This is a genomic window from Desulforudis sp. DRI-14, from assembly GCF_052618305.1.
Window position 1 is genome coordinate 295,297 of the sequence record NZ_JBQXEZ010000001.1, and the last position, 25,267, is coordinate 320,563.

Below are 25,267 nucleotides of genomic sequence, written 5' to 3' on the forward strand. Positions count from 1 at the left end.
TCCACCTCCAAAAAAGAAGTCAGAGGCCGGAAGTCAGAGGTCTGACTCGAAGAAATCCTACGGATTTCCCACAATCTATCAGTCAGAGGGTTTCTAAAACCATGTTATTAGGCGGGGCGACGGGGGGTCACAGGGCAAAAAAAAATCGCCCGCCTGGCGCACGGCGGGCTGCAATAATGGAGATTAGGAGTTGGCAGTCAGAGTGTATCGGCGAAGCGGCAAACCGATCGTTAATAATTATCAAACTGACCTTGCGCTGATAACGTCACTCTATATGGTACCTTCGCACTTTGAGCTTGATGTCGTCAGCCAGCTTGGCCAGCGTGTTGGCCGCGGCCGAGACCTCTTCCGTCGAGGCGCTTTGCTCCTGAGCCGTCGCCGCGATGCGCCCCATCCCGTCCGTTATTTCCTGCGACGCGGCCGAAGCGGACTGCAGCCGCACGGTGAGTTCCTTGACGCGGGAAATGATCTCGCCGAAAGCCTCGTTGACCATCCCCACGACAGACACACCGGACTTGACCTCCTCCCTGCTGCTGGACATCGCTTCGGTGGCCTTGGCGGTTGTCGCCTGAATGGAGGCGATCAATTGACGGATGCGGTCGGCCGCGTTCCCCGACTGCTCGGCCAGCTTGCGGACCTCGTCGGCCACGACGGCGAAACCCCGGCCCTGGTCGCCGGCACGCGCCGCCTCAATCGCGGCGTTGAGCGCCAGGAGGTTGGTCTGGTCGGCGATCTGGGTGATGAGGTCGGTGATCTGCCCGATCTCGATCGATTTTTGCCGGAGGTTGTCCACCGCGGACGTGGCGCTCTGGGTCACCGTCTGGATGGACTGCATGCGGTCCTTCAACTCCACCACGCTCCTGCTGCCCTCGGCGGCGTGCTGCTCGGCCGTAACGGCGGCGGCGGTGACATCCTTGACTGCTTCGGTAACGTGCTCCACATTGGCCGCCATCTGGCTCATTGTTTCGGCCACGTGACCGGCGCCGGCCGCCGTTTCCTCCGCTCCGGCCACGAGCTGGCTCGCCGAACCCTTAAGGACCTCCGCGCTGCCGTCCATAGCCCGTATGGTGGCCCGCAGGACTTCCTTAAGGTCATTCACTGCCACCGCCAGAAGCATGAACTCGTCCCGTCGCGGCATGACCGCCTCGTCGGCCGCCAGGTTCCCCTTGCCGATCTCCCTCAGCTTTTCCCTCAGAATGTTGACGGGCTTGCACATCTGGTACGCGGGCGCGATGGTCAGCGCACCGATAATCGCCATCGTACCAAGGACGGTCAGGTAGTAGATTTGCTGCCCGGCTCCCAACAGGACCGACCTGCTCAGGACAGCAAACGCCAAAAATACCGTTAATACGGGAGCCACAACAAGCGCGGCGAAACGAAAGTAGGTCGTCTGGTACCAGGCGATGCTGTTGATGGCCTGATAGGCGCTGCACTGCAGGCATTCCGACAGCTTTTCGTCAACCGACGCGTTGAGCCTGCCGCCGCAGTAAGTCCCCTCGAGACGCCAGCAGCGCCGGCCGAGCCCCTTCACGTAAGCCGAGCATTGCATCCTGCGGTCCTCCGGACAGTTGAGTATCTCCCAGCAGTTAAGTTTGGCCATCAGTCTCCCTCCACCGGGCAAGAGCCCGTCTCTTTGAGTACAAGCATGTCTAGCATGATTATCGACGAGGCAAACAAAAAATTGATCTGTCTTTTGTAAAACCGCCCCGAACAAATTCGAAGCCCCCGGCAATAGAGGGCCTGTTGAAAAACCGAATTTACAGGTCTTCTATCTCGACCAGCACGGCGTCGACGCCGATTTTCTTGACCTGCGGCCAGGGTACGACGATATCTTTGTCGCGCAGCACGCCCATAAGCCTTTTCCGGCCGCGCAGCACGATGGCTTCAACCCTGCCGGCATCGTTCATGATCATGTCCTTGACCGGGCCGATCCGCCTGCCGTCGGCAAGGTTGATGATCAGCCGCGAGCTGAGATCCGTAGCCTTAAACATAGGAACCCACCCCCGTACACAAACCATCATATGCCGCTTAAGCATGGATGGTTACAGGCGCTCGCTTGCGTACACCCGACGACTGACGACCCAGCACTCAACTGATTACTGAGCGGCTTCCTAACACCAACTTGGCACAGAACCAAATAAAGTGACGACCGAATTCACAGGCTCCGTTTGCGCAAGCTGCCCATGAGCTGTCGCGACGTGCTCCGCAGCATCTGGATTTCCTCAAAACCCAGGGCGCAACAGGCCATGAGGTAAGCGACGACCCCCGCAGCGATCCCGGCGCCGACCCGCAGAGCCAGTCCGGCCGTCCCCGCAGGGAGGCCTGAAGTAGCCAGGGTCTGGTCGACGGCGTAACTCGCAAAAGCAAGCACCGCCGAAGCCACCGTAACCTTGGCCCCGAACAGCAGCCAGGAATAGTGCCACAGGCCCGGCAGCCGGCGGTCCAGGTAGTAGACAAGGAGGACGGTTTGCAAAAAGGCCGACAGCGAAGCCGCAAGGGCCAGCCCGCCGTGCAGAAGCGGTCCCATTAAAAGCAAGCTGAGGACGATATTGGCGACGATGTTCACAGCCAGCAGCTTGACAGGGGTCTTTGTATCCTGGAAGGCGTAAAAAGCCCGCGTCAAAAGGATGTTGGTGGCGAACCCGACGAGCCCCACGGCGTAGAAAAGCACGGCTGCGGCCGTCATAAAGGTGGCCCTTTCATCGAAAGCCCCTCTTTCAAAAAGGAGCTGGACGATGGGCGTGCGCAACACCATCAAGCCGGCGCTCGCCGGAACGATCATCAGGACAATGACGCGCAGGGAACGGCGTACACCGCCGAAAACCTCGCCGATCCTGCCCTCGGCGGCCCACTGCGTAAGCATCGGGAAGACAGCCGTGCTGACGGCAAGGACAAACAAGCTCACCGGAAGCTGGATCAGTTTGTAGGCAAAATTAAGAGCGGAAATGCTCCCTTCAGGGAGCAATGAAGCCAGGACTCTGTCAATAATGAAGTAGGCCTGGGTGACGGAGATGCCCAGCGTTACCGGAACAACCAACCGCAGGGCCTTGCGCACTCCCGGATGCGACCAGTCAAAACTCAGGCTGAACCGGAAGCCCGCACGCCACAGGGGCGGCAGCTGAATAAGCGCCGACAGGACCATGCCGGCCACCGTGCCCCAGGCCAGGCCCTGGATGCCGAAGATCCCGCCCAGCAGCGCGGCCGAGGCGATGATTACGATATTGTTGAGCGCCCCGCTGAAAGCCGGGATGCCGAAGATCTTGTTGGCGTTGAGGAAGGCCGAAAACAGCGTGGCCAGTCCGGAAAAGACCAGCATCGGAAAGACGATCCGCGTCAGCTCGGACGCCAGCCGGCTGGTTTCGGGCGCCAGGCCCGGCGCGATCACCTTGACGACAAAAGGAGCCACGACCATGCCGGCCAGGGTAACGACGGCCAGGAGCAGGAAGAGCAGGTTCACGACGGTGGCTGTCAACCTCCAGGCTTCCCCGGTCTCGCCCCTGGCCCGGTACTCGGTGAATACGGGGATGACCACGGCCGCCAGGGCCTGCGACAAAATGGCGAAGACGATCGTGGGAAGAGTCACGGCCACCAGGTAGGCGTCGGTGACCGCATTGGCCCCGAACTGGTCGGCGATGACCATCTCCCGTACAAAACCCAGAAGACGCGAGAGCAGGTTGAAGGCGGCGATAACTATGGTCGCCTGAACGATCAGTTTACCGGACAACCGGTTTCACGCCCCATCGTTTCTTTCCCGTCAGTTGCAGTATTACCAATAAAACCGCCGATTCTCCATCCCTTAGCGTTCTTGGCGTACTTGGCGGTTATTTTTGATCCCCGTCTTGGCGGTGAACCGTGTCCCGTGTGCCCGACGCCCGTTAAAGCCCCGCAAATTCCCTCATCGCCTGGTGGATACGCGCAAGCTCCTCCGGAGAGCCGGCTTCGGCGTAGATGCGAAAGACCGGTTCGGTCCCGGAGGGGCGGATGAGGACCCAGGCCCCGTCGTCGAACAAGAGCTTGGTGCCGTCCATCGTCTGGCAGCCGGCGACCGCCTTGCCCCCCAGTTCCCGGGGAGGCTCCCCTTTAAGTTTTTCCAAGACCTCGGCCTTTTTCGAGGGCATGGTGTGGACGTCGACGCGCCCGCTGTACGCCGGGCCGAAACGCCCGGCCACTTCCGCCAGCAGGCGTCGCAGGCTTTTGCCGTGCACGGCCACCATCTCCACGGCCAGGAGGCCCGCCATAATCCCGTCCTTTTCCGGGACATGCCCCTTGACGGACATGCCCCCGCTCTCCTCGCCGCCCACGATGCACCCGTTCATCAGGCACTGGCCGATATACTTGAAACCTACCGGCGTCTCCCTAACCTGGTAACCGTAAGCCTGCGCGATCCGGTCCAGCATGTGGGTGGTGGCCACCGTCCGGGCCGCCGGACCGGCCATGTCGCGCACCGTCAACAGGTGATAATAGACCAGGGTCAGCAATTCATTGGGTGAAATGTAGCTCCCGTCGGCATCGATAACCCCGAGGCGGTCGGCGTCGCCGTCAAGCCCCAGGCCGAGGTCGTAGCCGCCGGCCAGCACGCGTTCGCGCAAGAGTTCCAGCTTTTCCTTGCTGGGGTCGGGCAGTCTCCCGCCAAACAAGGCGTCGCGGCAGTCGTGCAGGGTCTCCACCACCACGTCCAGCCGGCGCAGGATTCTGTCCAGGTAGCCGCAGCCCGCGCCGTACAGCGGATCCGCCACAACCCTGAGCCGGGCCTCGCGTATCGCTTCCCCGTCTATCAAGGTCATAACGTGACTGATGTAGTCGTCCCGGGGGTCGATGAAACGCAAGAGGTGCTGGTAACCCTCCTTCCGCCTCAGCTCATCCAGGCGCCAGGGCTCGTCTGGCGGCGCGGCATCCCCTTGCTCGTAACGGCGGATGTTGGCTTCGATCTGCCGGGTGACCTCGGGCAGGGCCGGGCCTCCGTACTCGGGGATGAACTTGATGCCGTTGTACTCGGGCGGGTTGTGGCTGGCCGTCAGCATAACGGCGCCGGCAGCGCGGTAACGGGTAACGGCAAAGGCCGTGACCGGAGTGGGCATGGACCTGACGCCGAGCATCACCGGCATTCCCCGCGCCAGAAAAACCCCGGCCGCCGCCGCGGCGAAGTGCTCGGAGAGAAACCGGTTGTCGTACCCCACGACGATGCCCCGCGGGCCCAGTCCCCGGCCCTCTAAGTAGTCGGCGACGGCCGCCGCCACGATACGCACGTTCGCGAAGGTGAAGTCCTCGGCGATGATGCTCCGCCAACCGTCGGTGCCAAACGCTATCTTCGCCAATCAAAAACCCTCCTCACAGAGACTTTTCTAATTTTTACCCCGCGTGGGAAGGCTTATGCGTTTGAACAACGCACTGTCTGGCAATAAATGGGTTTAGAAACCCAAGTTTCAGGAAGGGGTCAAACCATGCAATCCGAAGCCCTGCAGCGGCTCGACAAACGCAAGAAAATGCTCGAAGAATACCTCAAGAGCCTTAAACAAAAAAGAAATACACAAAATACGCACACCCGGGCCGGCGACGAAAACGTTAAAACCTAAAGACCGTTCCAAAACAGCATCGGCTCCGGGCATTAAGCTTTTGGGGTCAGGCATTTGACCGGGCGGAACACCTTTATATCCTAAAGCTTGGTGCCTAATGCTTATCGCCGGTTAAGAGGCCGATGGCGCGCAACGTCTGCGCCAGGCCCGTTTCGAGGTCGTACTGGGGCGCCCAGTTCAGCTCGGAGCGGGCCTTGCTGTTGTCCAGGTAACTATGGCGGATGTCGCCCGGGCGCGCGGCGGCGAACGTTACGCTTGGAACGCGGCGCGTCAGGCGTTTGAACATCGTCACCAGTTGGTTGACGCTGGTGGCCCGGCCCGTACTGACGTTGAGCACCTGGCCCCCGGCGGAAGAAAAAGCGGCCAGGTTGGCCCTGGCGACGTCGTGGACGTGGATGAAGTCGCGCGTTTGCTCCCCGTCGCCGAAAACGGTCAGTTGCTCACAGCGGCGGATCCGGTCGGCGAAGACGGCCACCACGCCCCCCTCTCCCAGGGCATCCTGGCGGGGTCCGTAAACGTTGGCATAGCGCAGGACGGTGAAATCCAAGCCCCAGTGCTTTCGGAAAACGGAAAGATACATCTCCGCCGCGAGCTTGGAGATGCCGTAAGGCGACAGGGGGTAAACGGGATGGTTCTCGTCGATGGGCAGGTAGCAGGGTGTACCGTAAACGGCGGCCGACGAAGCGTAAATCACTTTGCGGACGCCGGCCGCCAGGCACATTTCCAACAGGCGGATCGTCCCGATAATGTTCACCCGGGCATCGTGTCCCGGGCGCTGCAGGGAAACAGGCACGCTGGCCTGGGCGGCCTGGTGAAACACGACTTCCGGACGGAAGGCTTCCAGTTCCCGCTGCACGGCCTCCGCGGCGATGTCGAGGAGCACCAGGCGGGCCCTCGGGTTGACGGCGTCGGGCCGGCCGCGCGACAGGTCGTCGATCACCAGGACGTCGGCCCCCTCGGCCACGAGTGCGTCGACAATGTGCGAGCCGATGAAACCGGCCCCGCCGGTCACGAGCGCCCGCACTAGCGTTCGCCCCCGCAGACGACCGACTGCAGGTAGGCGAGGAACGGCCCCCGCAGGTCCGGGCGGCCGAGGGCCATCTCTACGGTGGCCTTCAGGTAGCCGAGGTTTGAACCTACGTCGTAGCGCCGGCCGGAAAAGGCGTAACCGTACAGCGCCTCTTCCCGAACGAGCTCGCGCAGGGCGTCGGTAAGCTGGATCTCTCCGCCAGCCCCCGGCCCGGTCCGGGCCAGGAGGCTGAAAATGCGGGGCGGCAGGATATACCTGCCGATCACGGCCAGTCGGGAAGGAGCCTCCTCAACCGGCGGCTTTTCCACCAGGTCCTCGATGACGTAGATCCCAGGCCGCAGGGCCCGGCCCTTGATGACCCCGTACTTGCTGACGTCGGTCTCGGGAACCTCTTCGATGGCGATAACGCTTCCCCGTACTTCCTCATAAAGGTTAAGCATCTGCTTCAGGCAGGGCACCTCGCTGACAACCACATCGTCCCCCAGCAGGACGGCGAAGGGTTCGTTGCCGACAAAGGCTTCGGCGCAGGCCACGGCATGCCCGAGGCCCCGGGGATCTTTCTGCCTGACGTAATAGATGTTGGCCAGCGAACCGATCGCCCTGACCGTCTCCAAGGCTTCGACCTTGCCCTTTTGCTCGAGGAAATGCTCCAGTTCCGGGGCGTGGTCGAAGTGGTCTTCGATGGCCCTCTTGCCGCGGCCCGTAATGATGAGGATGTCCGTAATCCCCGAGGCCACGGCCTCCTCAATGATATACTGGATGGTGGGCTTATCGATAAGCGGGATCATTTCCTTCGGCTGCGCCTTCGTAGCCGGGAGAAAACGCACGCCTAAGCCCGCAGCCGGAATAACGGCTTTTCTGACCCTCATCATTATTCAAGGCACCTCCCGCACACAATGCTGGGCTGGCATATAAAAAACGCTCTGGCGAGCGTCAAACAGATTTGCTGGCATTTGCGGTCTTAAAATTCGGATTGCTTTGTCTGTACAGGTTCTGTCCTGCGGGCCCAACCCTCGCCCAGGATGCCGGCCTTGTTGGCGAGGCCGATCAGCAGGGTGGCCACCACCAGGAGCAGGAGCATGCCCTGGTCGGTGCTGAGCACGGTCAGTAAGACGGCACTGGCGCCAAGGACAAGATTAACCCCGTAGACGGTCAGCACGGCCCGACGGTGCGACAGTCCGGCTTCGAGCAAGCGGTGATGCAGGTGCTGCTTGTCGGGGTAGAAAATGGGCTGGCGGTTACGGTACCGGCGGAAGATGGCAAAGGCGGTGTCAAACAGGGGAATGCCCAGGATGACGATCGGAATCAGGATCGAGACCGCCGTGGCGCTCTTGGTGAGGCCCATGATGGCCGTTGCCGCCAGCGCAAAACCGAGGAACATCGACCCCGTGTCGCCCAGGAAGATGCGGGCGGGGTGGAAGTTGTAAGGCAAAAAGCCCAGGACGGCGACGAACAGGATCAGGCTGATCACCATGGCCGCAATCTGGCCCTCGGTCCAGGAGATGACGGACATGGTGAGCGCAGCGATAGCCGCAATGCCGGCGGCCAGGCCGTCAAGCCCGTCGATAAGGTTCACGGCGTTGGTCACCGCCACCAGCCAGAAGACGGTCAGCGGGATGCCCCACCACCCGAGGGCGATCATGCCGCTGTGCACGGGGTTCGTGATGAATTCCACCTGCAGGCCGAACGGGATCACACTGAGAGCCGCCACGACCTGCCCCAGCAGTTTTACCTTCGGCGTCACGCCCCGCGTATCGTCGAGGATGCCCAGGGCTACGATCAGGGTCGATCCCGCCAGCAGGCCCAGGACTTCGCCAGTCAACTGCTGAGTGACAAGAATGACAAAGACAAAAGCCAGATAAATAGCCAGGCCGCCAAGACGCGGCATCGGGCTCGTGTGCATTTTACGCCGGTCGGGCAGGTCGATGGCCCCGACGCGCCCGGCCAGGCGCATCACCAGCGGCGTGCACGTGAGACTTAAGGCCCCGGCCATTAGCAGAGGGACCAGAAGACCGTCCAATTATTCTCCACTCCTGGACAAACAATCTGCACACAGTTTACCGGAATACCGAGAAATTGACAATCCTCGCAGGCAGGCGCATGAAGGCTTAAAAAGGGCGAATCGCTGATTATGGGGCAGCTATTCGCGCCTAGACGCCCGCTGAAGCTGCGGCAAACAGCAATTCAGCTTCAGCCGCCGTTTCTTCACCTACAAAGGCCTTGCCCCGGCATTTGCCGATTTTACCGCGCAGCTTCAAAATCTCTACTTCCAGGCGAAGCTCGTCTCCAGGAATAACCTGGCGCCGGAACCTGGCCTGGTCAATCCCGGCAAACAAAGGCACCTTGCCGCGGTATTCGGGCAGCCGCAGCACCGCGACGGCGGCGACTTGAGCCAGGGCCTCGATGATCAGGACGCCCGGCATCACGGGATGGCCGGGGAAATGGCCCTGAAAGAACGGCTCGTTGACGGTGACGTTTTTAATGCCCACCGCCCTTTTCCCGTCCTCGATCTCGACAATGCGGTCGACGAGCAGAAACGGATACCGGTGGGGAATGACGGCTTGGATGGCCCGTATATCAAGCATACTTATCCCTCCAAAGACTAACGGTTGCCGCTGGCATTATTATTATTTGCCTATTTGCCGCCGGCCTTTTTGACCACCTTCCAGCCCGGCGGCTCCATGGCGGGAAGCCGGGCGGGAGCCGCCAGTCTGTCAAACAGGCACCAGGCGGCAATCAATACCAGTCCGATCAGGGCACCCAGCCATAGCCCGTTGAACACCCGGATCAGAGAAATCTCCAGGGGCGTGTGCAGGTGGGCGAAGGTCATTACGGCCGAGATCTGCCCGATGGCGGCGAGCAATACCAGGACCAGGTAACGCGCGTTGCGGTAACCGGTGTAAAACAGCAGCAGCAGGAGCGGGTGGCCGATGAGGAATTCCTTTGTCCGAGGTCTTACCGCCAGGGCCTGGTCGAGAAAAGCCCTGACTTTCAGCTCCAGCGGCAGGACCAGCGTCCCGGCGTCGTTCCCCGTTCTCAGGAGGTAAACGAGGCCGAAAGCGGCCAGGATCGCGCAGGCGACGGCAAACTTCACCAGGATGGGCTGGTTGAGCATCGACTCGACCTGTTGCTTGAGGTCTGCAAGCCGCCGGCCGGAGGGCAGCAGGAAGGCGAAATAGAGGGCGACGAGCAGCAGCGGCAGCAAGTGGGCCAGTTTGACACCCGAGAAAGCGTCAAGTTTCAGCATGTAGCGCGTTCCCGCCAGGGCGCCTACCAGCAGTACAGCCCCCACCAGCGAGAGACCCGTGGCCGCCGCTAAGCGGAGCAGGCTCTGCCAGGGGGATGTGCCCTGCGGCCTGACAAAGGTGATCACGCTGAGAGTCGGAAAGACAGTGGCCGCGCCCAGGGCCATCAGCTTGGCGCCGGCCGCCGCGCCCCCGTAACTCATCGCCGCCCACCCCAGGGCTGCCGCCGTTCCCAGCACCAGCCCCAGGCGCCGGAAACCGAGGCGGTCCAAGAGCAACACCCCGCCGGCGATGACGCCCAGGCCGACCAGGAAATTCAGCCATAGCGGGTAGTTCCAGCCGGGCATCCGGGAGGCGGTCCCCAGGGTCAGACCCTCGGCTTCGAGCCGGGTGGCGATACCAGAGAGGAAAGCCGCGTTTTCCGCCAGCACCCCGGTTCCACCCGCGGCAGGGTCGAAGAAAAGACGCACGACCAGGAGCCTGACGTTACGCTCGGTGGCGGCCAGAACGTAGCGATCTGCGGCCCGCCTGACGTCGTACTTGGGCATTTCCTCGACGGCGATGGTGTGCGTCAGGACGGTGCGCTGGGCGAGCCGGCTGCCGAGGTTCTTCAGCCCTACCTGGGGGTAGAACTCGATGTCGGCCACCGGAACGCCGAGCTCCTCGAGGGCTCCGGCCAGTTCGTCGATATACGCCGGGAAACCCGGGAGGGAAAGGTCGTTAAAGGCTACGGCCGAAAGGCCGGGTATGTCCCTGAGGTATTCCCCCAGGGCGGCAATGCTTTCAGGGGTGGCGCCCTTCCACGACCTGACTTGAACTACCGTCCTCAACCCCGCGTCGGCAACCTCTTGCAGCGGCTCACGGGGGAAACCGGTACCCATGTCCTTGAGCTGGGCAAACGGGACCGGCAGGACGGCCAGGTAAGGCCCGCCGGTATCCTCGATAAAGACGGCCCCGGGCAGCCTGGTCCGCATGAGTTCCTGCATCTGGCGGAACGTGTCCCGGTTCCAGATCACCAGGCAGGTGCTGCCGGGAGAGACCTGCCCGACCGCCGGACCTATGGCGGGATAACGGACAAGCTCGCTGCCCCGGCAGACTTCGAAAAGACCGCCCACACGCCCCTCTTCAAGGGACGGTTCCTTGAAGAAGACGGTGGTGACGCCGGCCTCCTTCAGTTCCGCCAGTACCTCGCTGAAGGGCCTGCCTTCGGCCGCGGCCATGAAGGCAGCCTCGTCATAGAACACGGCGATCTCGACCTGGTTGAAGCCCCGCTCGATGCCGATCCTCTCCCGGGCCAACCAGCAGCCGGCCGCGACGGCTGCCAGGATCACTGCCGCGGTAAGTGCGTAGAGTATGCGCGTATACATCTGTTCGTGTTCCTCCTAGTTCCCGACGGGGGGCAGCGTCCCCCAGTCAGGGATAGCGCCGCCGTTGCCTGTCTGCCCGCCCCCGCCGGCGGGACCGCCGCCGGACGGCGGGGGTTCCTGGGACTGACTGCCATCGTCGGGCACGATGATCACCGGAACCTGATCGGCGGGAGGCGGCGCAGGTTCATTGCCGGGATGCTGCTCAGATGGCGGGGGCTCGGGTTCCCTGACCGTTTCCTTTGGCGCCGCCGGCGCAACAGTGCTTGGAGGCAGCGGAGGGTTTATGTCGGCCACCTGTTCCCCGTTGACAAGCCGGGCCGCCACGTCCTTGGCCAGCGCGGGATCGACGTACCAGTAACTGCCGCCCTTGATCTCGGCGGGGTAGCCCGGAAGGGTCGCCGACACCATTTCCAGCCCTTCCATCTGGCGGGCCACTCCCGCCCAGCGGGCCATCTCACGGACGCTCATATTCGTCTGGATGCATTTACGGAGCTCGGGCACCAGCTTGGGCAGCTTGGCGATCGTTTTGGTCTGCATCATTTCCTGGGCCAGCGCCTTGAGGAACTTCTGCTGTATTTCGGTACGGGTGATGTCGCCCATGGGGTAATCCCTGTAACGGACGTACATCAGGGCCTTCTTCCCGTCGAGGCGCTGTACGCCTTTTTGCAAGTTGATGGAGTACCCGTCGCTTTCGTGGTGGCGCATGTCCTGCTCGACGTCGATGGTCACGCCGCCCAGGATGTCGACGATCCTCTCAAAGCCCTGAAAGTCGGTGACCATGTAATAGTCAATGGGCTGGCCGATCAACTCCGTAACCGTGCGCTCGGCCAGTTCAGGCCCGCCGAGAGCCGTGGCGGCGTTGATCTTATCGGTGCCGTAACCCGGAATCTCCACCCGCGTATCGCGGGGAATGGACAATAAGGCCACGCGCTGCTTCTCGGGGTCGGCGCTGACGAAAAGAATGGTGTCGCTGCGGGCCATTTTCTCCCCTTCCCGGCTGTCAACCCCCAGGACGAGCAAGTTCATCCGGCCCTTAACGACGCTGTCCGGATCGTCGCTGTCGCTTAACCAATCAGGAAAAAGGTAGGGGATGATGACGTTGGCCGCAACCCAGTAGACTCCCGTAAATACCAGCAGCACGGCCAGCACGATGGCGGCCAGGCGCTTACCATTCAGCTTGCGCATATTTCTCTCGCTTCCAAAAACGTTCTCGGTGTCTACTTCAATTCAACGGAACCCCTGTACATAACCACGACGGCAGTGGAAGCCTTCAGCCCGCGCCCGTCCTTGGGCACCAGCAGCAGGTGGTTGGCCGCCACCGCCTGGCCGGCGGCAAGGTTTGTCCCCGAGGTCAGGTCGGCGATGCCGCTCCGGCTGGGGTCCGATACCGTGGCCTTGCCCGCCCGGACGATCAGCTCGGTCCCGCCCCTTGCTTCCACCGTCTGCCCCGGCGCGACGTTGTCAATTCTCCAGCCGCCCCCGCCGCCCTGCTGCCCCAGGAGCTTATTCACGTATTCTTCAACAAAGCTCTTGGTCACCAGGGGGTCCTGCGCGCTGCCCGGGCCCGAAAGCGCGGCGGCGGCCTTGTATCCTCCGAGGAACAGGCAGCCCCCGGCGATGATCCCGATTACCGCCAGTACCGGAGTACGACGCATAGAGAAACCCCTCCCTATCAGATCAAATTCAGCGCCAGCTCAGCCGTCAGCCGCGCCTCCTTGCGCAGGGCTTCCACCCTTCGCGCGACCTGCTCCCTGAGCGCCTCCGAGTTCTCAATCACGTATTCCACCTGGTCCTGCAGTGCGCCGGGCGTGAGCCCCTCGACCGGGACGGCCGTCGGCAGCCCCAGGCGCCCGAGGAACTGCCCCACCTTGGGGTCGTAAGCGATGGCGACAGGAGGCACCCCGGCCAGGGAGGCGAACACGAGAAAGTGCAGCCGCATCCCGACGGCCAGGTCCAGATGGGCACACATCCCAGCCAGTTCTTCAACAGACATTTCGCCGGCGATGACCTTGACCCCTGCCTTCGCCCGGGAGGCGACTTCCTGGCAGACTTCACGGTCGACGTCGCGGTGAAACGGCACGAGCACGACGCGCCACCCCCGGGCGTCCAACCAGTCGGCTAGACCGGCGATCGCGGGAATAACCGTTTCCCGCCCGGCCCAAGGGCGGACCGAAATGCCCGCCAGCTTTCCCGGCTGAAGACCCAGCCCGGCCAGGACCCGCCGGCCCTTTTCCAGCCATTCGGGCTTGAGTTCCAGGCCAAGCACCGGGTCGGCCGTAACCTTGACCGGCGGTTTGTTGACTCCGACGGCTTTTAACAGTTCCCTGGACTCCTCGTCCCGAACGGTGATCATGTTCACGCGATTAAGGACCGCGCGGGTCAGCGCCCTGCCGGCCCTGCTCCGCAGGGGGCCGATGCCCTGGGCGTAAAGAAAGATCTTGCGCCCCATAAGGCGCGCCAGGACCATCAAACCAAGGTAATACTGCAGGCTGGCCAGGCTCGTCGTGTCTTGCAGGAGCCCTCCCCCGCCGCTGACAAACAGGTCGGTATCGCGCATCGCGCCGGCGACCGCCCTGGGGTCGGCGCGCCGGACGGCAGCCACGCCGTAAGTCCGGGCGGTATGCACCGGATCCTGGGACAGCACCGTGATCTCCACGTCCGGCCGCCGGGCGCGAAGCCCGTCGACCAGCGCGTAGAGGATGGCCTCGTCACCGGCGTTGTGAAAGCCGTAGTATCCCGAGACTAGCACTTTGGGCGGCAAGTCAGCTATCATTCCTTCTTCGTTGCTAAAACCGTTGCCTGCTCCTATTTGGACTTAGGACTTAGGACATAAGATGTAAATATAGGGAGTTAGCAGTTATTTCTAACATCTAACTTCCTACGTTCTCTACGTCTTACTTCTTACTTAACTTCCTACGTCCTATGCCTTGTTTTTACGCCTTGGAGCGGTTTCTTCGTCCTGGAGTACGGTAACGCCACAGTACCATCAGTACAAACTTCGGGAGCACCATTTGCCGGCGCCAGCGCCGGGGTTCCCGTAATAACCTTCCCAGCCACTCGAGGTGGAGCTTCCGGAGCCAGGCCGGGGCCCTCTTCACCTTGCCGGCCAGGACGTCGAAGCTGCCCCCCACGCCCATCACCACGGGCACGCCCAGATCCTGGAGGTATCTGGCCCCCCACAGCTCCTGCTTAGGCGCTCCCAGACCCAGAAAAAGCAAATCCGGGGCGGCGGCCCGCACTTTTCCAATAATCCTGTCGTCTTCCCCGGTTTCAAAATAGCCGTGGTGAGTCCCGCAAATGACCAGGGATGGCCAGCGCTCCCTGGCCTTTTCGGCGGCCTCCTCGGCCACCCCCGGGGCGGCCCCGAGCAAAAAAACGCGCCACCCTTTCGCGCTCGCCCTTTCCAGCAGGGCCAGCATCAAGTCGATCCCCGTGACGCGTTCGGGCACGGGCCGGCCGGCCAGCCTGGCGGCCCAGACGATGCCGACCCCGTCCGCCGTGACAAGGGCGGCGCCGTTGGCGATGTCCAGGAGCAGGGGCTCCCTCTGCGCCCGGTAGAGATACTCCGGGTTCATGGTTATAACCTGGCTGGGATGCCCTTTTGTGACAAGAGCCGTGACCACTTCCAGGGCTTCGAGCATGCTCAGGGCGTCGATGCGCGCGCCCAGCAGGGATGTCGTTGGCATTTAGGCCTCCGCAAACTGTCTTGTAGCAATATCCTGGACTTCTTTCGACCAGAAGCCGGACTTCCCTGCCGACAATTAATGACAAAGCGGAAACGAGAAAAGTTAGAATTCGGCAACCGCCGGCGCGCCGCCGGGCTTACCGTTGGGAGGAGCGTGTCCCATCCCGGACTCGGCCGACCGCCGGGCGGCTTCAACCCTGCCCTTCGTCAGCACGACGACGGTGGGCAGAGCCAGGACGGCAAAGAGGATGGAAAAGACAAAGGTATCGTTGATGGCCAGGACGGCGGCCTTTTGCTGCAGCATCCCCCAGAGAACCTGCGGGGCGATGAGGTGGGCCATGCCGCCCAGTCCCGCATTTCCCAGGTGAGAAGCTATCTGCTGCTGGGCGATAACGTTGCCGGGCAGCGCCGGGTCCGTGGTTTCGGCCAGGCGCGCCGCGTGAAACACCTGGCGGTTGGTCATGACATAGGTCAGAACGGCGATGCCGAAAGAGGCCGAAATCTGGCGGAAGACGTTGCTGATTGCGGAAGCTCTCCCGACCATCATGTGCGGGACGGCGTTCATCCCGGCGGTCATCACGGGCATCATCGTCAGTCCCAGGCCGACGCCGCGCAAAACCAGCCAGGACTGAAGCTCCCGGATCGACGAGTTGACGTCGAGCTGTCCCAGCTCGTACGTCGTCCAGATAAGGAGGATAAGTCCGAATGCGGCCAGGGGCGTGGCCCCGACCTTGTCGAACAGCCTCCCGCTGATGGGCATGATGAAACCGCTGATCAGGGCCATGGGCATGATGATCAGGCCGGTCTGCATCGGAGTGTAGCCCTGTACCGACTGGGCAAAAATGGGCACCAGGAACACGGTGGCGAACATCGTGATGGAGATCAGGCAGGTCGCCAGGATGCTGACCGCAAAGATCCCGTTGCGCAGGAGCCTGATGTCCAGCATAGGCTGGGGCACGATCAGTTCCCAGACGGCGAACAGGGCCAGAGAAAAGAGGGCGACCGTGAAGAGGGTGACGATATACTGGGATCCCCAGCCCTCGCTCGGCCCCTCGCTCAAGCCCAGGAGGACGCAGAAACAGCCTATGCCGCAGAGGATGAAGCCCGGATAGTCGAACGTCAGCCCCTCCTGGCGCTCCGTTTCGGGAACGAACAGGTAGCTCAGGTAGACGGCGATGATCCCGACGGGAAGGTTGATGTAGAAGATCAGCCGCCAGGAGAAGTTGTCGACCAGGTACCCGCCCAGCGTCGGGCCGATGGCGGGGGCGACGGTCATGGTCAGGCCCCAGATGCCCAGGGCCATGCCGATTTTTTCCCGCGGCACGATTTTGTAGATGATGGCCATGGACAAAGGAATGACCATGCCGCCGCCGATGGCCTGGAACCCCCTGGCGACCACCAGGGAGTCGGTATTCCAGGAAAACCCGCAGAAACCCGAGGAAACCGTAAAGAAGGCCAGGGCTAAGATGTAGATCAGCTTGTAGCCGTACCGGTCGCCGAGGTAACCCGTGATCGGGATGACCACCCCGCCGACCAGGAGGTAGATGGTCATGACCCACTGGATCTCGTCGAAGCTGCTGTTGAAAATGGCCATGATCCGGGGCAGGGCCACATTGACGATGCTGGCGTCCAGGATACCCATGAAGGTGCCCAGGACAAGCACCAGCAACGGCCCCCACGGGACTTTTCCGTCGGGAACGGCCCCGTTTTTAATAACCGCACCGTTAACGGACATGGATCCTTACCTTTACATTCAGGCCGAGACGCAGGTCCCCGCCGTGGGCGTCCTTAATGAGGATCTTAACCGGGACGCGCTGCACCACCTTGGTAAAGCTCCCGCCCGTGGTGCGCGTCGGCAGCAGGGAGAAGGTGGAGTTGGCGGCCTCGCCGATACTCGCAACCGTCCCGCGGAAAACCCGGCCGGGAACCCCGTCCACCCACAGGTCGACTTTCTTGCCGGGGCGGACCTTGGCCAGCTTGGTTTCCTCGATGTTGGCGGTAACGTAAACGTCGGCGGGGTCGGCAAGCATGATGACCGACTGCCCCGGGGCGGCGACCTCGCCCGCGTTCCCGAGCTTTTTGATAACCACGCCGCTGATCGGCGCCCTGATCACGGCCAGGTCGGGGTTGGCCCCCGGGGCCAGGGCCACGTCGTCCTGGCGGGCCACGACTTGCCCGGCCGCCACCCGGTCTCCCTCTTCGACCGAGACGTCGAGCAGCTCCCCGCTGATGCGGGGGGCGACCTTGATAATCGTCCCGTCGATGTAAGCGTCCTCGGTGATCACATAGTTCGCGTTCATGTACCAGTAATAGAAAGTGACCCCGCCCAGGGCGACCAACATGAGGACAGCGACTGCTCCAAAAATGGCTTTACCCTTCTTCACGCGCATTCCCCCAAATCACGCCGGATTATCGACGGTCCCGTTCAAACGCCTCACGCGGCGCCGGACCTTTTGCCCCATATCATCCAGGATGCTGTACATCGCCGGGACCAGGAGCAGGCTGACCCCCGTCGAAAACACCAGCCCACCGATGATCACCGTGGCCATCGGTGCCGACGACTCGCCACCCTCGCCAAAGCCCAGCGCCAGGGGCAGCATGGCCAGGCAGGTCGCGGTGGCCGTCATGAGGATCGGGCGCAGCCGGACCGGGCCGGCCAGCCTGATCGCCTCTTCGCGCTCGATGCCCCTGCCGCGCAGGATGTTGATGTAGTCCACCAGCACGATAGCGTTCTTGACGACGACGCCGACACAGACGATGACGCCGATGAAAGCCGCTACGCTAAAAGTCCGTCCGGTCAGCAAGAGACCCAGGACCATCCCGGTCAGCGAAACCGGTACGGAAAACATGATCGCCAGGGGCGAGAGCAGGGACTCGAACTGGATGGCCATCAGCATGTAGACCAGCAGGATGGCCAGGACGAGCGCCAGACTCAGATTCCCGAAGGCCTCCATCATCTCCTCGGCGGCCCCGCCGTACTCGATGTGGTAGCCCGGCGGCAGCGGGATGGTGTCCAGCTTCGCCCGGACGTCCTTGATCACGCTGTTCAGGTCACGGCCGGCGATCTTGCCCGTGATGGTGGCCGTGCGCACCTGGTCGTAGCGGGTGATCGTAGACGGCCCCTCGCCGACCGCGAAAGCGGCTACGTCCCGCAGCGGGACGCTTTCACCCATCGGGGTGACGATGACCAGGTTCTCCAGGTCGGCGTAGTTTCGCCTGGCGTGCTCGGCCAGCTGGACGCGGACGTCGATCTCGTCGCCGCCGACGCGGTAGCGCGTGGCCACTTCACCGTTCATCGCGGCGTTGACCGCCGAGGCCACGTAGCCTACGCTCAGGCCGTAAGCGGCGGCGCGCTCCCGGTCGACCTCGACCCTGATTTCCGGCCGCCCCTCGTTCAGGTCCGACTCCACTTCCCTGGTCCCATCCACGGCGCTGATCAGTTCGACGGCCCTATCGGCGATACGGTCAAGGGTGGCGAGATCGTCACCCTTGACCCGTACCTCCAGGCCCCCGCCGCTCATGCCGCCCATCATTCCGGTATCGCTTGTAACCTTGAAGTCAGCCCCCGGGATGGCGCCGAACCGCCCGCGCAAATCCTCGGCTATCTCCCCGGCCGTCCGGTCGCGCTCGGCCTTGGGGACGAGCATCAGGTCGATGGTCGCCTGGTCGGAACTGCTGCCTGCAATGCCGGCGCGTTCCTCGTCCGTGCCTACGCCAAGGGTGATCATCGTGGTCTCGACCTCGGGAATATCCTGTACTATCCGCTCCACCCTGGACACCATCTCGTCGGTGGCCGCCAGGCCGGTACCTTTGGGCATACTAAGGCGGACGGACACCTGGCCCTCGTCGACAGCCGGCATAAACTCGGCGCCGACGGCGGGAATCAGCAGCAAGCTGACAAAGAAGAGCAGGGCGGCGAGCCCCACCACGCGACGGCGGCGGCGCATGCCCCATGCGAGCGCATGGCCGTACTTCTCGCCGAGGGCGTCGATTAAGCGTCCGAACCTGCGCAGGACCCGCCGGACGGGGCGCGCCCCGGAAAAGTCGTCGCCCTTCCCGTTGATGACCAGCATACGGGCGGCCAGCATCGGGATCAGCGTAACGGCGACAACGAACGAGGCGAAGATGGCGAAGCCGATCGTGGTTCCCATCGGGCCGAACAGCTGCGAGGCCAGGCCTTCCACGAAAATGATCGGGACAAAAACGGCGATGCCCGTAGTCGTCGCTCCCAGCACGGCGCCGCCCACTTCGCTGGCCCCGAAGGTCGCCGCTTCAACCATACCCATGCCGTTGAGGCGGTGCCGGTGGATGTTCTCAAGCACGACGATGGCGTCGTCGACGATAATCCCGATCCCGAGGGCCAGTCCTCCGAGGGTCATCATGTTGAGCGTCCCGCCGCTGAAGTAGATCAGTGTGAAGGTAGCGATGACCGCGAAGGGGATGGACGTAGCGATGATCAGCGTCGAGCGCAGGCTGCGCAGGAACAGGAAAATCGAAAACACCGCCAGCAGCCCTCCGGCCAGCAGGTGGGAAACCATGCTGTTAATGGACTTTTCGATGAACTTCGCTTGGTCGAAGGCCGCCTCAAAGCGGATGCCGCCGGGGATCTCCTTCCGGAGCTCCTCTACAGCCTTGCGGACCTCGCGCACCACCTCGACCGTGTTGGCCGTCGGCTGCTTGGTGACGATGACCGCCACGCTGGGACGGCCGTTCATCCTGCTCACGGTAGCGTTTTCCTTAAAGGTGTCCTTGACGGCGGCAAAGTCCGCGAGCCGCACGGGCACCCCGCCGGCGCCTTGAACGACCGTTCCCTCGATATCCTTTAAATCGTAGAACTCGCCGGGGACACGGATAAGGTAATCCTTGCTCCCCTCCAGGACCTTCCCCGCCGACTGGTTCAGGTTCTCCATGCGCAGGGCCTGGACGACCTGGCTCAGCGAGATGCCGTAGCCCTGCATGCGCGCGGGGTCGACAAGGACCTGGATCTCCCGCTGGTTTCCGCCCTGTACGGCCACCGAGGCCACGCCCTCGATTCTTTCGAGACGGGGCTTCACGACGTCGTCGGCCGTCCGCTTCAGGGTTTCCAGGTCCAGGCTGCCCGACATCCCGTAGATGGCGACCGGCATCATCGACAAGTCCCAGGCCGCCACCATGGGGTTCTCGGCGTCGCGTGGAAGATAGGGCTTGTAAATATCAACCTTTTCCCGCATCTTCAGGGTGGCGAAATCCATGTCGGTGCCCCAGTCGAAGCCGACGTAAACGGTGGAGCTGCCGGCCTTGGACACCGAGATGACGTCGGTCACGTTCTCCACCGTGCCGACCGCCTGCTCCATCAGGTCGGTGACCGTCCGCTCGACCTCCTCGGGTCCCGCCCCGGGGTACTGGGTGAACACCGCCGCGTAGGGCATCTCCATATCGGGCATGAGGTCGATAGACAGGCGGGTGAAAGACACCCAGCCGAGCACCAGCACGGCCAAGACGGCCATAGTCACCGCCACCGGCCGCCGCACTGAAACATCTACGATTTTCATGCTTTAACCTCTGTTATTTGTTGTCGCCGCCAGGCGCGTTGTCGCTTTCCGCAATGGTTACCGGAGCCCCGTCAACGAGGATGTCCTGGCCTGTTACGATCACCCGGTCGCCCGGGTTCAGCCCGGACTCGACGGCGATGCGCCGGCCGTCGGAAGCACCCGTCCGGACTTCCCGCATCATGGCCTTGCCGTTTTCAACGACAAAGACGATCGTTTTGCCTTCCCTCGAAAGCACGGCGTCACGCGGGACAAGCACCTTTTCGTCGGCCTCGGCGCCGAGGTCGACTTCGGCGAACATCCCGGGCTTGATCAACTGTTTTTCGTTTTTGAGCTCGATCTTCAGGTTGTACGCCTTCGTCCGCGGGTCGGCCACGGGGCTCAGGTGGGTGATTTTGCCGCGCAGGGGCTCGGCCGAAACGGCGGCGATCTTCACCATCACCTCTTGTCCGATCTTGAACCTGTTGATCTGTTTCTCGGAGGCGCCGCACTCGACGTAGACGCTGTCGAGGTCGACGATGGTCACGACGGGAACGCCCGTCATCGCCATTTCGCCCGGGTCGACCGTCCGCGCGGTAACCACCCCGGCGGCGGGGGCGGTGAGGATGGTGTTCTCGTAGTTCGCCCTGGCCTGGGCCAGCTGGGCCGGCGCCGTCCGTTCATAAGCTTCTTTAGCCAGTTCGTAAGGTTTCTCGTACATGTTCTCGAACTCGGCCTGAGAAATCGCTTCCTGCTGCAGCAGGAGCTTGCCGCGCTCGTAGTTGACCTTCGCCGACGCGTAGTTGATCTCGGCGGTGCGCAGCCCGGATTCCGCCAGGGTTACGGCGGCCGCCGCCTCGGGAGCGTCGAGCCGCAGGATCACCTGCCCGGCCTTGACGCGGTCGCCCACGTCGACGAGGACCTCGGCGATCTTGCCGGGAACCTTCGGGACCAGGCTGATGTCCAGTTTGGCCGCCACTTTGCCGGTAAGGACGTCCCCCCTGGTCAACCGTCCTTTTTCCGCTGTGGCGACTACGACCGGAGTGACGGCGCTGTCCGCCGCCGGCTGCTCGTTTTTTCCGCAGCCCCCCAGGATTAGGACCGCAAGGCCCAGGACTACAAAAACCGCCAGAGCTCTCTTGAGTTTCACGTCAACCTCTCCCAACATAAAAATTCGTTAGCGGAGTATCTAACTTTCCGACGTCGACGTCTCCTTCGCATTGACAACCTCCAGGAGCCGCTCGCAGATGGCGACCAGCTTCTCGAGGTCCTCAATCGGCAGGGCGCCGAAATACCCGCGCATGGTCTGAAGCCACTGCTGCTGGGCGTTCTGCAGCATCTCTTCGCCTTCGGGCGTCAGGGTCAGCCAGACCAGGCGGCGGTCCTGCTCATCACGCTGTCTGCCTAAAAGCCTCATTTCAACCAACCGGTCGGCGGCTGCCGTGATGGCGCTCAAGGAAACACCCAAATCGTCGGCCAGGGTGGACACCTTGACCCGGCCGTGCACGCCGACGCGCTTGCAGACCATGAACTGGCTCATCGTGATGCCTTCGGGGACGTGCTTCCCCAGCTTGAAATGCATATGGCGCATAAGCTGACCCATTACTTCGTCGATCTTCTGCAGGCACTCATCCAGGCGCTCGTTCTTCAAGGACCTACCTCCCAATATTTTATTAGTTAACGAACTGAACTATTTATTAAATTAATCGTAGGCTACACCATCCCTCCCGTCAACCAAAAAATTCTCCCCCGGGGTCAGACTTATCGATAGTTATCGATATGCGATAAAAAAGAAAACGAGGCGAATAATCGCCCCGCTTCGGGGTCAGGCCCTCGGACTTTCGGATTTTTGCCGGTGGACAGTTAACTTCGACGTTCTAGCTTTTTATAAATCCGGAAATTCCGAAGGAATTTCTTCAAGTCCAACATCCAACTTCTTTATTAAAGCCACACGTCGGCCATCATCGCCAGGAAGAGGATGCCCAGGTACGGACTCGAAAACTTAAAGAGCAGCCAGGCCTTTTTGGGAGCGGGGTTGAGGTAGACGTTCACCGAGAGGGCCAGGGCAGCCAGGCCAAGGATTACCGCCGTGACCAGGTACAGCGCTCCCCAGTCGCCGGCGAAATAAATGCCCACTGATACCAGGGCCATAAGGATTACCGTCATCAGCAGACAGTGCAGGGCCTTCTTCGGCTCGGTCACGACGGGGAGCATCGGAACCTTGACTCTGGCGTACTCGTCGCGATAGAAAAAGGCCAGGCTCCAGATATGGTTGGGGATCCAGAGGACAACCAGGGCGGCGACAAGCAGGGACAGCAAGTTTACGCTGCCGGTGACGGCAGCCCATCCGAACAAGGCCGGAAGCCCGCCGCTGAACCCGCCCAGGATGATGTTCCAGGTGCTGCGGCGCTTCAGCCAGAGGCTGTAGATGCCCACGTAGCCGAGCATGCCGCCCCACAGGCAGAGCCACGCCGCAAAGTTGAGGCTCCAGGCGAAGGCCAGCGATGCCGCAAAAAGCGCCAGCCCCCAGTAAAGAGCGCGTACGGGAGGGTAGATCCTGCCCGAAGGGATCGGCCGGTGGCTCGTCCGGCCCATAACCGCGTCGATGTCGCGGTCGACGTAGCAGCTTACGGCGTTGGCTCCGGCACAGGCCAGGGTGACGGCGAGGGTCGCGACCAGGAACTGGCCCCAAGTGAAGGGGTGACCGGCCCGGGCCACGACCATCATCGCCACGGCGGTAAAGACCAATAAAGCCACGGATACGGGCTTGGTGACCTGAATGTAAGCCTTGATTATTTCGCCTGAGCTTAAATCCCTCGCCGGCGTAATGACCGGGGAAGTACCGTTGAAATTAACTGCAGCCTTGTCCTCCATCGCCAGGCCCCCCAGACTGTTATGCTTTTACTGCAAGCCATAGCGGGTTATAATTCGCTACCATGCGTCATGATTCCTTTACCCTTTGCATTCGGATATCTTGTCATATTCTGCACTGGAACCTGACCGCCAAACCGTGCCCCAGCGCCAAAACGGCGTCCCGGTCCATAAAATAGAGACCGGGAAACAGGCATTCGAATCTTACAGCGTTTTGAGACAAGAGGCCGAGCCTGACCATTCTTCCGTCGATATAAAGCTTGTACAATTCCATAAATGACTTGTCAAGGTCTCGAACAACGGGGGTTTCTACGGTCCGCCGGTTTCTGAACGGCGCTTGAGGAACGGCGCTTACCTCCGCGGACAGCGGGGACTCCAGCCCCGCCCCGTCAATCGCCGAAACCCTGAAACGGTGCAAACGCCCGTTGACCAGCCCTGTGACAGTGCAGTTTGTCGAACCTACCGGCTCACTGTTCCAACAAGCAAAGGATTCACCCTCCGGGGCAAAGTAGACGTAATAACCCACAGCCTGTTGCACGGCGTTCCAGGCTAAGGTAACGCTTCGGTTCCCGGAGGAAGCCGAAAGCCCCGCCGGAGCCGGGGGAGGCACCCTTACCGGAGTAAAGCTTGTCGGATTGCTCCACTCCGACCAGGCGCCCCGGCTGTCCCGGTACTTTACACGCCACCAGTAGGGCTTTCCATACTGAAGCACCGGTTCCCCGTTTTGATTCTCTAAAGGAACCATGAAACTTGTAAAAGCACCTACCTCTCCTGAATCGTAGTAAAGCTCTCCCTGGCAGCTTTGATCGCCGTATACCTGCCAATGGGAAGCCGCCAAGGCATCACCATACACATCGTCCGCATCTGTAAAAGCCGAGGCCTGTAGAAGCGGCGTCAGCGTGGATACTTCGACGCCGTTAACCGGTGAAGAGTTGACCGGTTTAACAGGAGTGCGGTTGAGACGAAAAATCTTCATCCCCTTTGCACCGTCGGCCAAGTATATGCAGCCGCCCGCAAAACGAACCTTTAAGGCTGTACCGTCGGTGTCGTAAGAGGCAACTACTGAGGGTGAAGCAGGGACTGAAACATCAACGACCGTTAGCCCCTTATTGTTGTCAGCGATAAAGGCATAGCTACCGGATACGGCAACCCCAACGGCGAGGTCGTTCGTCTTTAACACTACATCCAAGGAGACCGGGTTGGTCGGGTCTGAAATGTCAATCACCCGCAGGCCGTTCGAACCGTTGGCCAGGTAAGCATAATTGCCTGCCACGTCAATGTCGTAGATCGTGCCAAGGTTCTCACACCTTCCCTTAAGCACAACAGTGCCGGGCACCGAGGCATCAAGAATCCGCAGCCCGAAATCCCCGACGATGTAAACAAGGTCACCGGCGGCGTCAATGCCGGTGATGGAGCTGGAGACAGTGTAGGACCCCATAGGGTTTTGTCCAAACCCGCTCTCGTTGTGATATACGACCTCCAGGGTGCTTCCCCGCGCTGCATATACCTTGTTGTCCGGCCCGCAACAAACACGGGAATAGTTCGTACCCGAACCGAATCGATGATATCTAAAAGGTGATGTGGTTACAGTCGTGTCCAGCGCGTAAAGCCCGCTGTTGCTGGAGCCATAACTTGCAGCAATGTAACACCAATTGCCGGCGAGGTCCACGTCAAGGATGCTCGAGCCCTTTGTCCAAGACCACTCCCTCCCCGGGGCTGAAGGATTACTGATGTTTATTATATGCAGTCCCCAGCCCTGCGCGGCAAGGTAGGCATATCCATCCTCAAGAACAAGGTCTAAAACCGTTCCCATCTCTGCTGATGCGGGTAGCGTTCCAACCGGCTGCACTTCAACGTGATCATCTGCGTAAGCTGTGGATATCTCTACGAAGACCATAGTAACGAGGAACAGTAAAACTACAATTGTTTGCAATTTCCTTTTCTTGAAGCTGTAATCCAAGACTACGCCCTCCCTGCCGGCTTTTTGCC

At 61.7% G+C, this 25,267-nt stretch carries 21 protein-coding genes; all 21 read right to left on the reverse strand.

The genetic code is table 11. From position 1 onward, the window contains the following. Positions 1–265: 265 nt before the first annotated feature. Positions 266–1,600, reverse strand: coding sequence for a methyl-accepting chemotaxis protein (locus ACUM6F_RS01450; protein ID WP_445348177.1), 1,335 nt, complete (start codon positions 1,598–1,600; stop codon positions 266–268). A gap of 157 nt (positions 1,601–1,757) precedes the next feature. Beyond that, a complete protein-coding gene (locus ACUM6F_RS01455; RefSeq protein WP_445348178.1) occupies positions 1,758–1,991 on the reverse strand; it encodes a PRC-barrel domain-containing protein in 234 nt (77 codons plus the stop codon). Between the two features lie 164 nt (positions 1,992–2,155). After that, the gene (murJ, locus tag ACUM6F_RS01460) at positions 2,156–3,724 is read right to left on the reverse strand and encodes a murein biosynthesis integral membrane protein MurJ (RefSeq protein ID WP_445348179.1); all 1,569 of its coding nucleotides are present in this window, start codon (positions 3,722–3,724) and stop codon (positions 2,156–2,158) included. A gap of 151 nt (positions 3,725–3,875) precedes the next feature. Next, on the reverse strand, positions 3,876–5,315 hold the full coding sequence (locus ACUM6F_RS01465) for a phosphoglucomutase/phosphomannomutase family protein (RefSeq protein ID WP_445348180.1): 1,440 nt from the start codon (positions 5,313–5,315) through the stop codon (positions 3,876–3,878). 108 nt (positions 5,316–5,423) lie between these two features. After that, complete coding sequence (locus tag ACUM6F_RS01470) at positions 5,424–5,627, reverse strand: hypothetical protein (RefSeq protein ID WP_445348181.1); 204 nt, start codon at positions 5,625–5,627, stop codon at positions 5,424–5,426. Positions 5,628–5,667: 40 nt separating this feature from the next. After that, positions 5,668–6,597, reverse strand: coding sequence for an NAD-dependent epimerase/dehydratase family protein (locus ACUM6F_RS01475; protein ID WP_425620433.1), 930 nt, complete (start codon positions 6,595–6,597; stop codon positions 5,668–5,670). Next, complete coding sequence (gene galU, locus ACUM6F_RS01480; RefSeq protein ID WP_445348228.1) at positions 6,597–7,472, reverse strand: UTP--glucose-1-phosphate uridylyltransferase GalU; 876 nt, start codon at positions 7,470–7,472, stop codon at positions 6,597–6,599. The genes ACUM6F_RS01475 and galU overlap by 1 nt, the downstream gene beginning before the upstream one ends. A 92-nt stretch (positions 7,473–7,564) precedes the next feature. Continuing rightward, a complete protein-coding gene (locus tag ACUM6F_RS01485; protein ID WP_445348182.1) occupies positions 7,565–8,623 on the reverse strand; it encodes an MraY family glycosyltransferase in 1,059 nt (352 codons plus the stop codon). 130 nt (positions 8,624–8,753) lie between these two features. Further along, complete coding sequence (fabZ, locus tag ACUM6F_RS01490) at positions 8,754–9,188, reverse strand: 3-hydroxyacyl-ACP dehydratase FabZ (RefSeq protein WP_425620435.1); 435 nt, start codon at positions 9,186–9,188, stop codon at positions 8,754–8,756. A gap of 50 nt (positions 9,189–9,238) precedes the next feature. Further along, positions 9,239–11,215 (reverse strand): DUF5693 family protein, encoded by a 1,977-nt coding sequence (locus ACUM6F_RS01495; protein WP_445348183.1) that lies wholly within the window; start codon positions 11,213–11,215, stop codon positions 9,239–9,241. Positions 11,216–11,230: 15 nt separating this feature from the next. Then, positions 11,231–12,400 carry an LCP family protein gene (locus ACUM6F_RS01500; protein ID WP_445348184.1) on the reverse strand — a complete coding sequence of 390 codons (1,170 nt, stop codon included), beginning with the start codon at positions 12,398–12,400 and terminating at the stop codon, positions 11,231–11,233. 32 nt (positions 12,401–12,432) lie between these two features. Beyond that, positions 12,433–12,870, reverse strand: coding sequence for a hypothetical protein (locus tag ACUM6F_RS01505; protein WP_445348185.1), 438 nt, complete (start codon positions 12,868–12,870; stop codon positions 12,433–12,435). Positions 12,871–12,887: 17 nt separating this feature from the next. Continuing rightward, on the reverse strand, positions 12,888–13,976 hold the full coding sequence (gene csaB, locus ACUM6F_RS01510; RefSeq protein ID WP_445348186.1) for a polysaccharide pyruvyl transferase CsaB: 1,089 nt from the start codon (positions 13,974–13,976) through the stop codon (positions 12,888–12,890). Between the two features lie 172 nt (positions 13,977–14,148). Then, entirely contained in the window at positions 14,149–14,901 is a 753-nt protein-coding gene (locus tag ACUM6F_RS01515; RefSeq protein WP_445348187.1) for a WecB/TagA/CpsF family glycosyltransferase, read from the reverse strand. Between the two features lie 102 nt (positions 14,902–15,003). Next, positions 15,004–16,635 (reverse strand): DHA2 family efflux MFS transporter permease subunit, encoded by a 1,632-nt coding sequence (locus ACUM6F_RS01520; RefSeq protein WP_445348188.1) that lies wholly within the window; start codon positions 16,633–16,635, stop codon positions 15,004–15,006. Beyond that, on the reverse strand, positions 16,625–17,290 hold the full coding sequence (locus tag ACUM6F_RS01525; protein ID WP_445348189.1) for an HlyD family secretion protein: 666 nt from the start codon (positions 17,288–17,290) through the stop codon (positions 16,625–16,627). The genes ACUM6F_RS01520 and ACUM6F_RS01525 overlap by 11 nt, the downstream gene beginning before the upstream one ends. 9 nt (positions 17,291–17,299) lie before the next feature. Beyond that, on the reverse strand, positions 17,300–20,431 hold the full coding sequence (locus ACUM6F_RS01530; RefSeq protein ID WP_445348190.1) for an efflux RND transporter permease subunit: 3,132 nt from the start codon (positions 20,429–20,431) through the stop codon (positions 17,300–17,302). A gap of 13 nt (positions 20,432–20,444) precedes the next feature. After that, complete coding sequence (locus ACUM6F_RS01535; RefSeq protein ID WP_445348191.1) at positions 20,445–21,557, reverse strand: efflux RND transporter periplasmic adaptor subunit; 1,113 nt, start codon at positions 21,555–21,557, stop codon at positions 20,445–20,447. Between the two features lie 39 nt (positions 21,558–21,596). Then, the gene (locus ACUM6F_RS01540; RefSeq protein ID WP_425620445.1) at positions 21,597–22,058 is read right to left on the reverse strand and encodes a MarR family winged helix-turn-helix transcriptional regulator; all 462 of its coding nucleotides are present in this window, start codon (positions 22,056–22,058) and stop codon (positions 21,597–21,599) included. Between the two features lie 290 nt (positions 22,059–22,348). After that, entirely contained in the window at positions 22,349–23,281 is a 933-nt protein-coding gene (cyoE, locus tag ACUM6F_RS01545) for a heme o synthase (protein WP_445348192.1), read from the reverse strand. Between the two features lie 103 nt (positions 23,282–23,384). Beyond that, complete coding sequence (locus tag ACUM6F_RS01550) at positions 23,385–25,091, reverse strand: fibronectin type III domain-containing protein (protein ID WP_445348193.1); 1,707 nt, start codon at positions 25,089–25,091, stop codon at positions 23,385–23,387. Positions 25,092–25,267 lie beyond the last annotated feature (176 nt).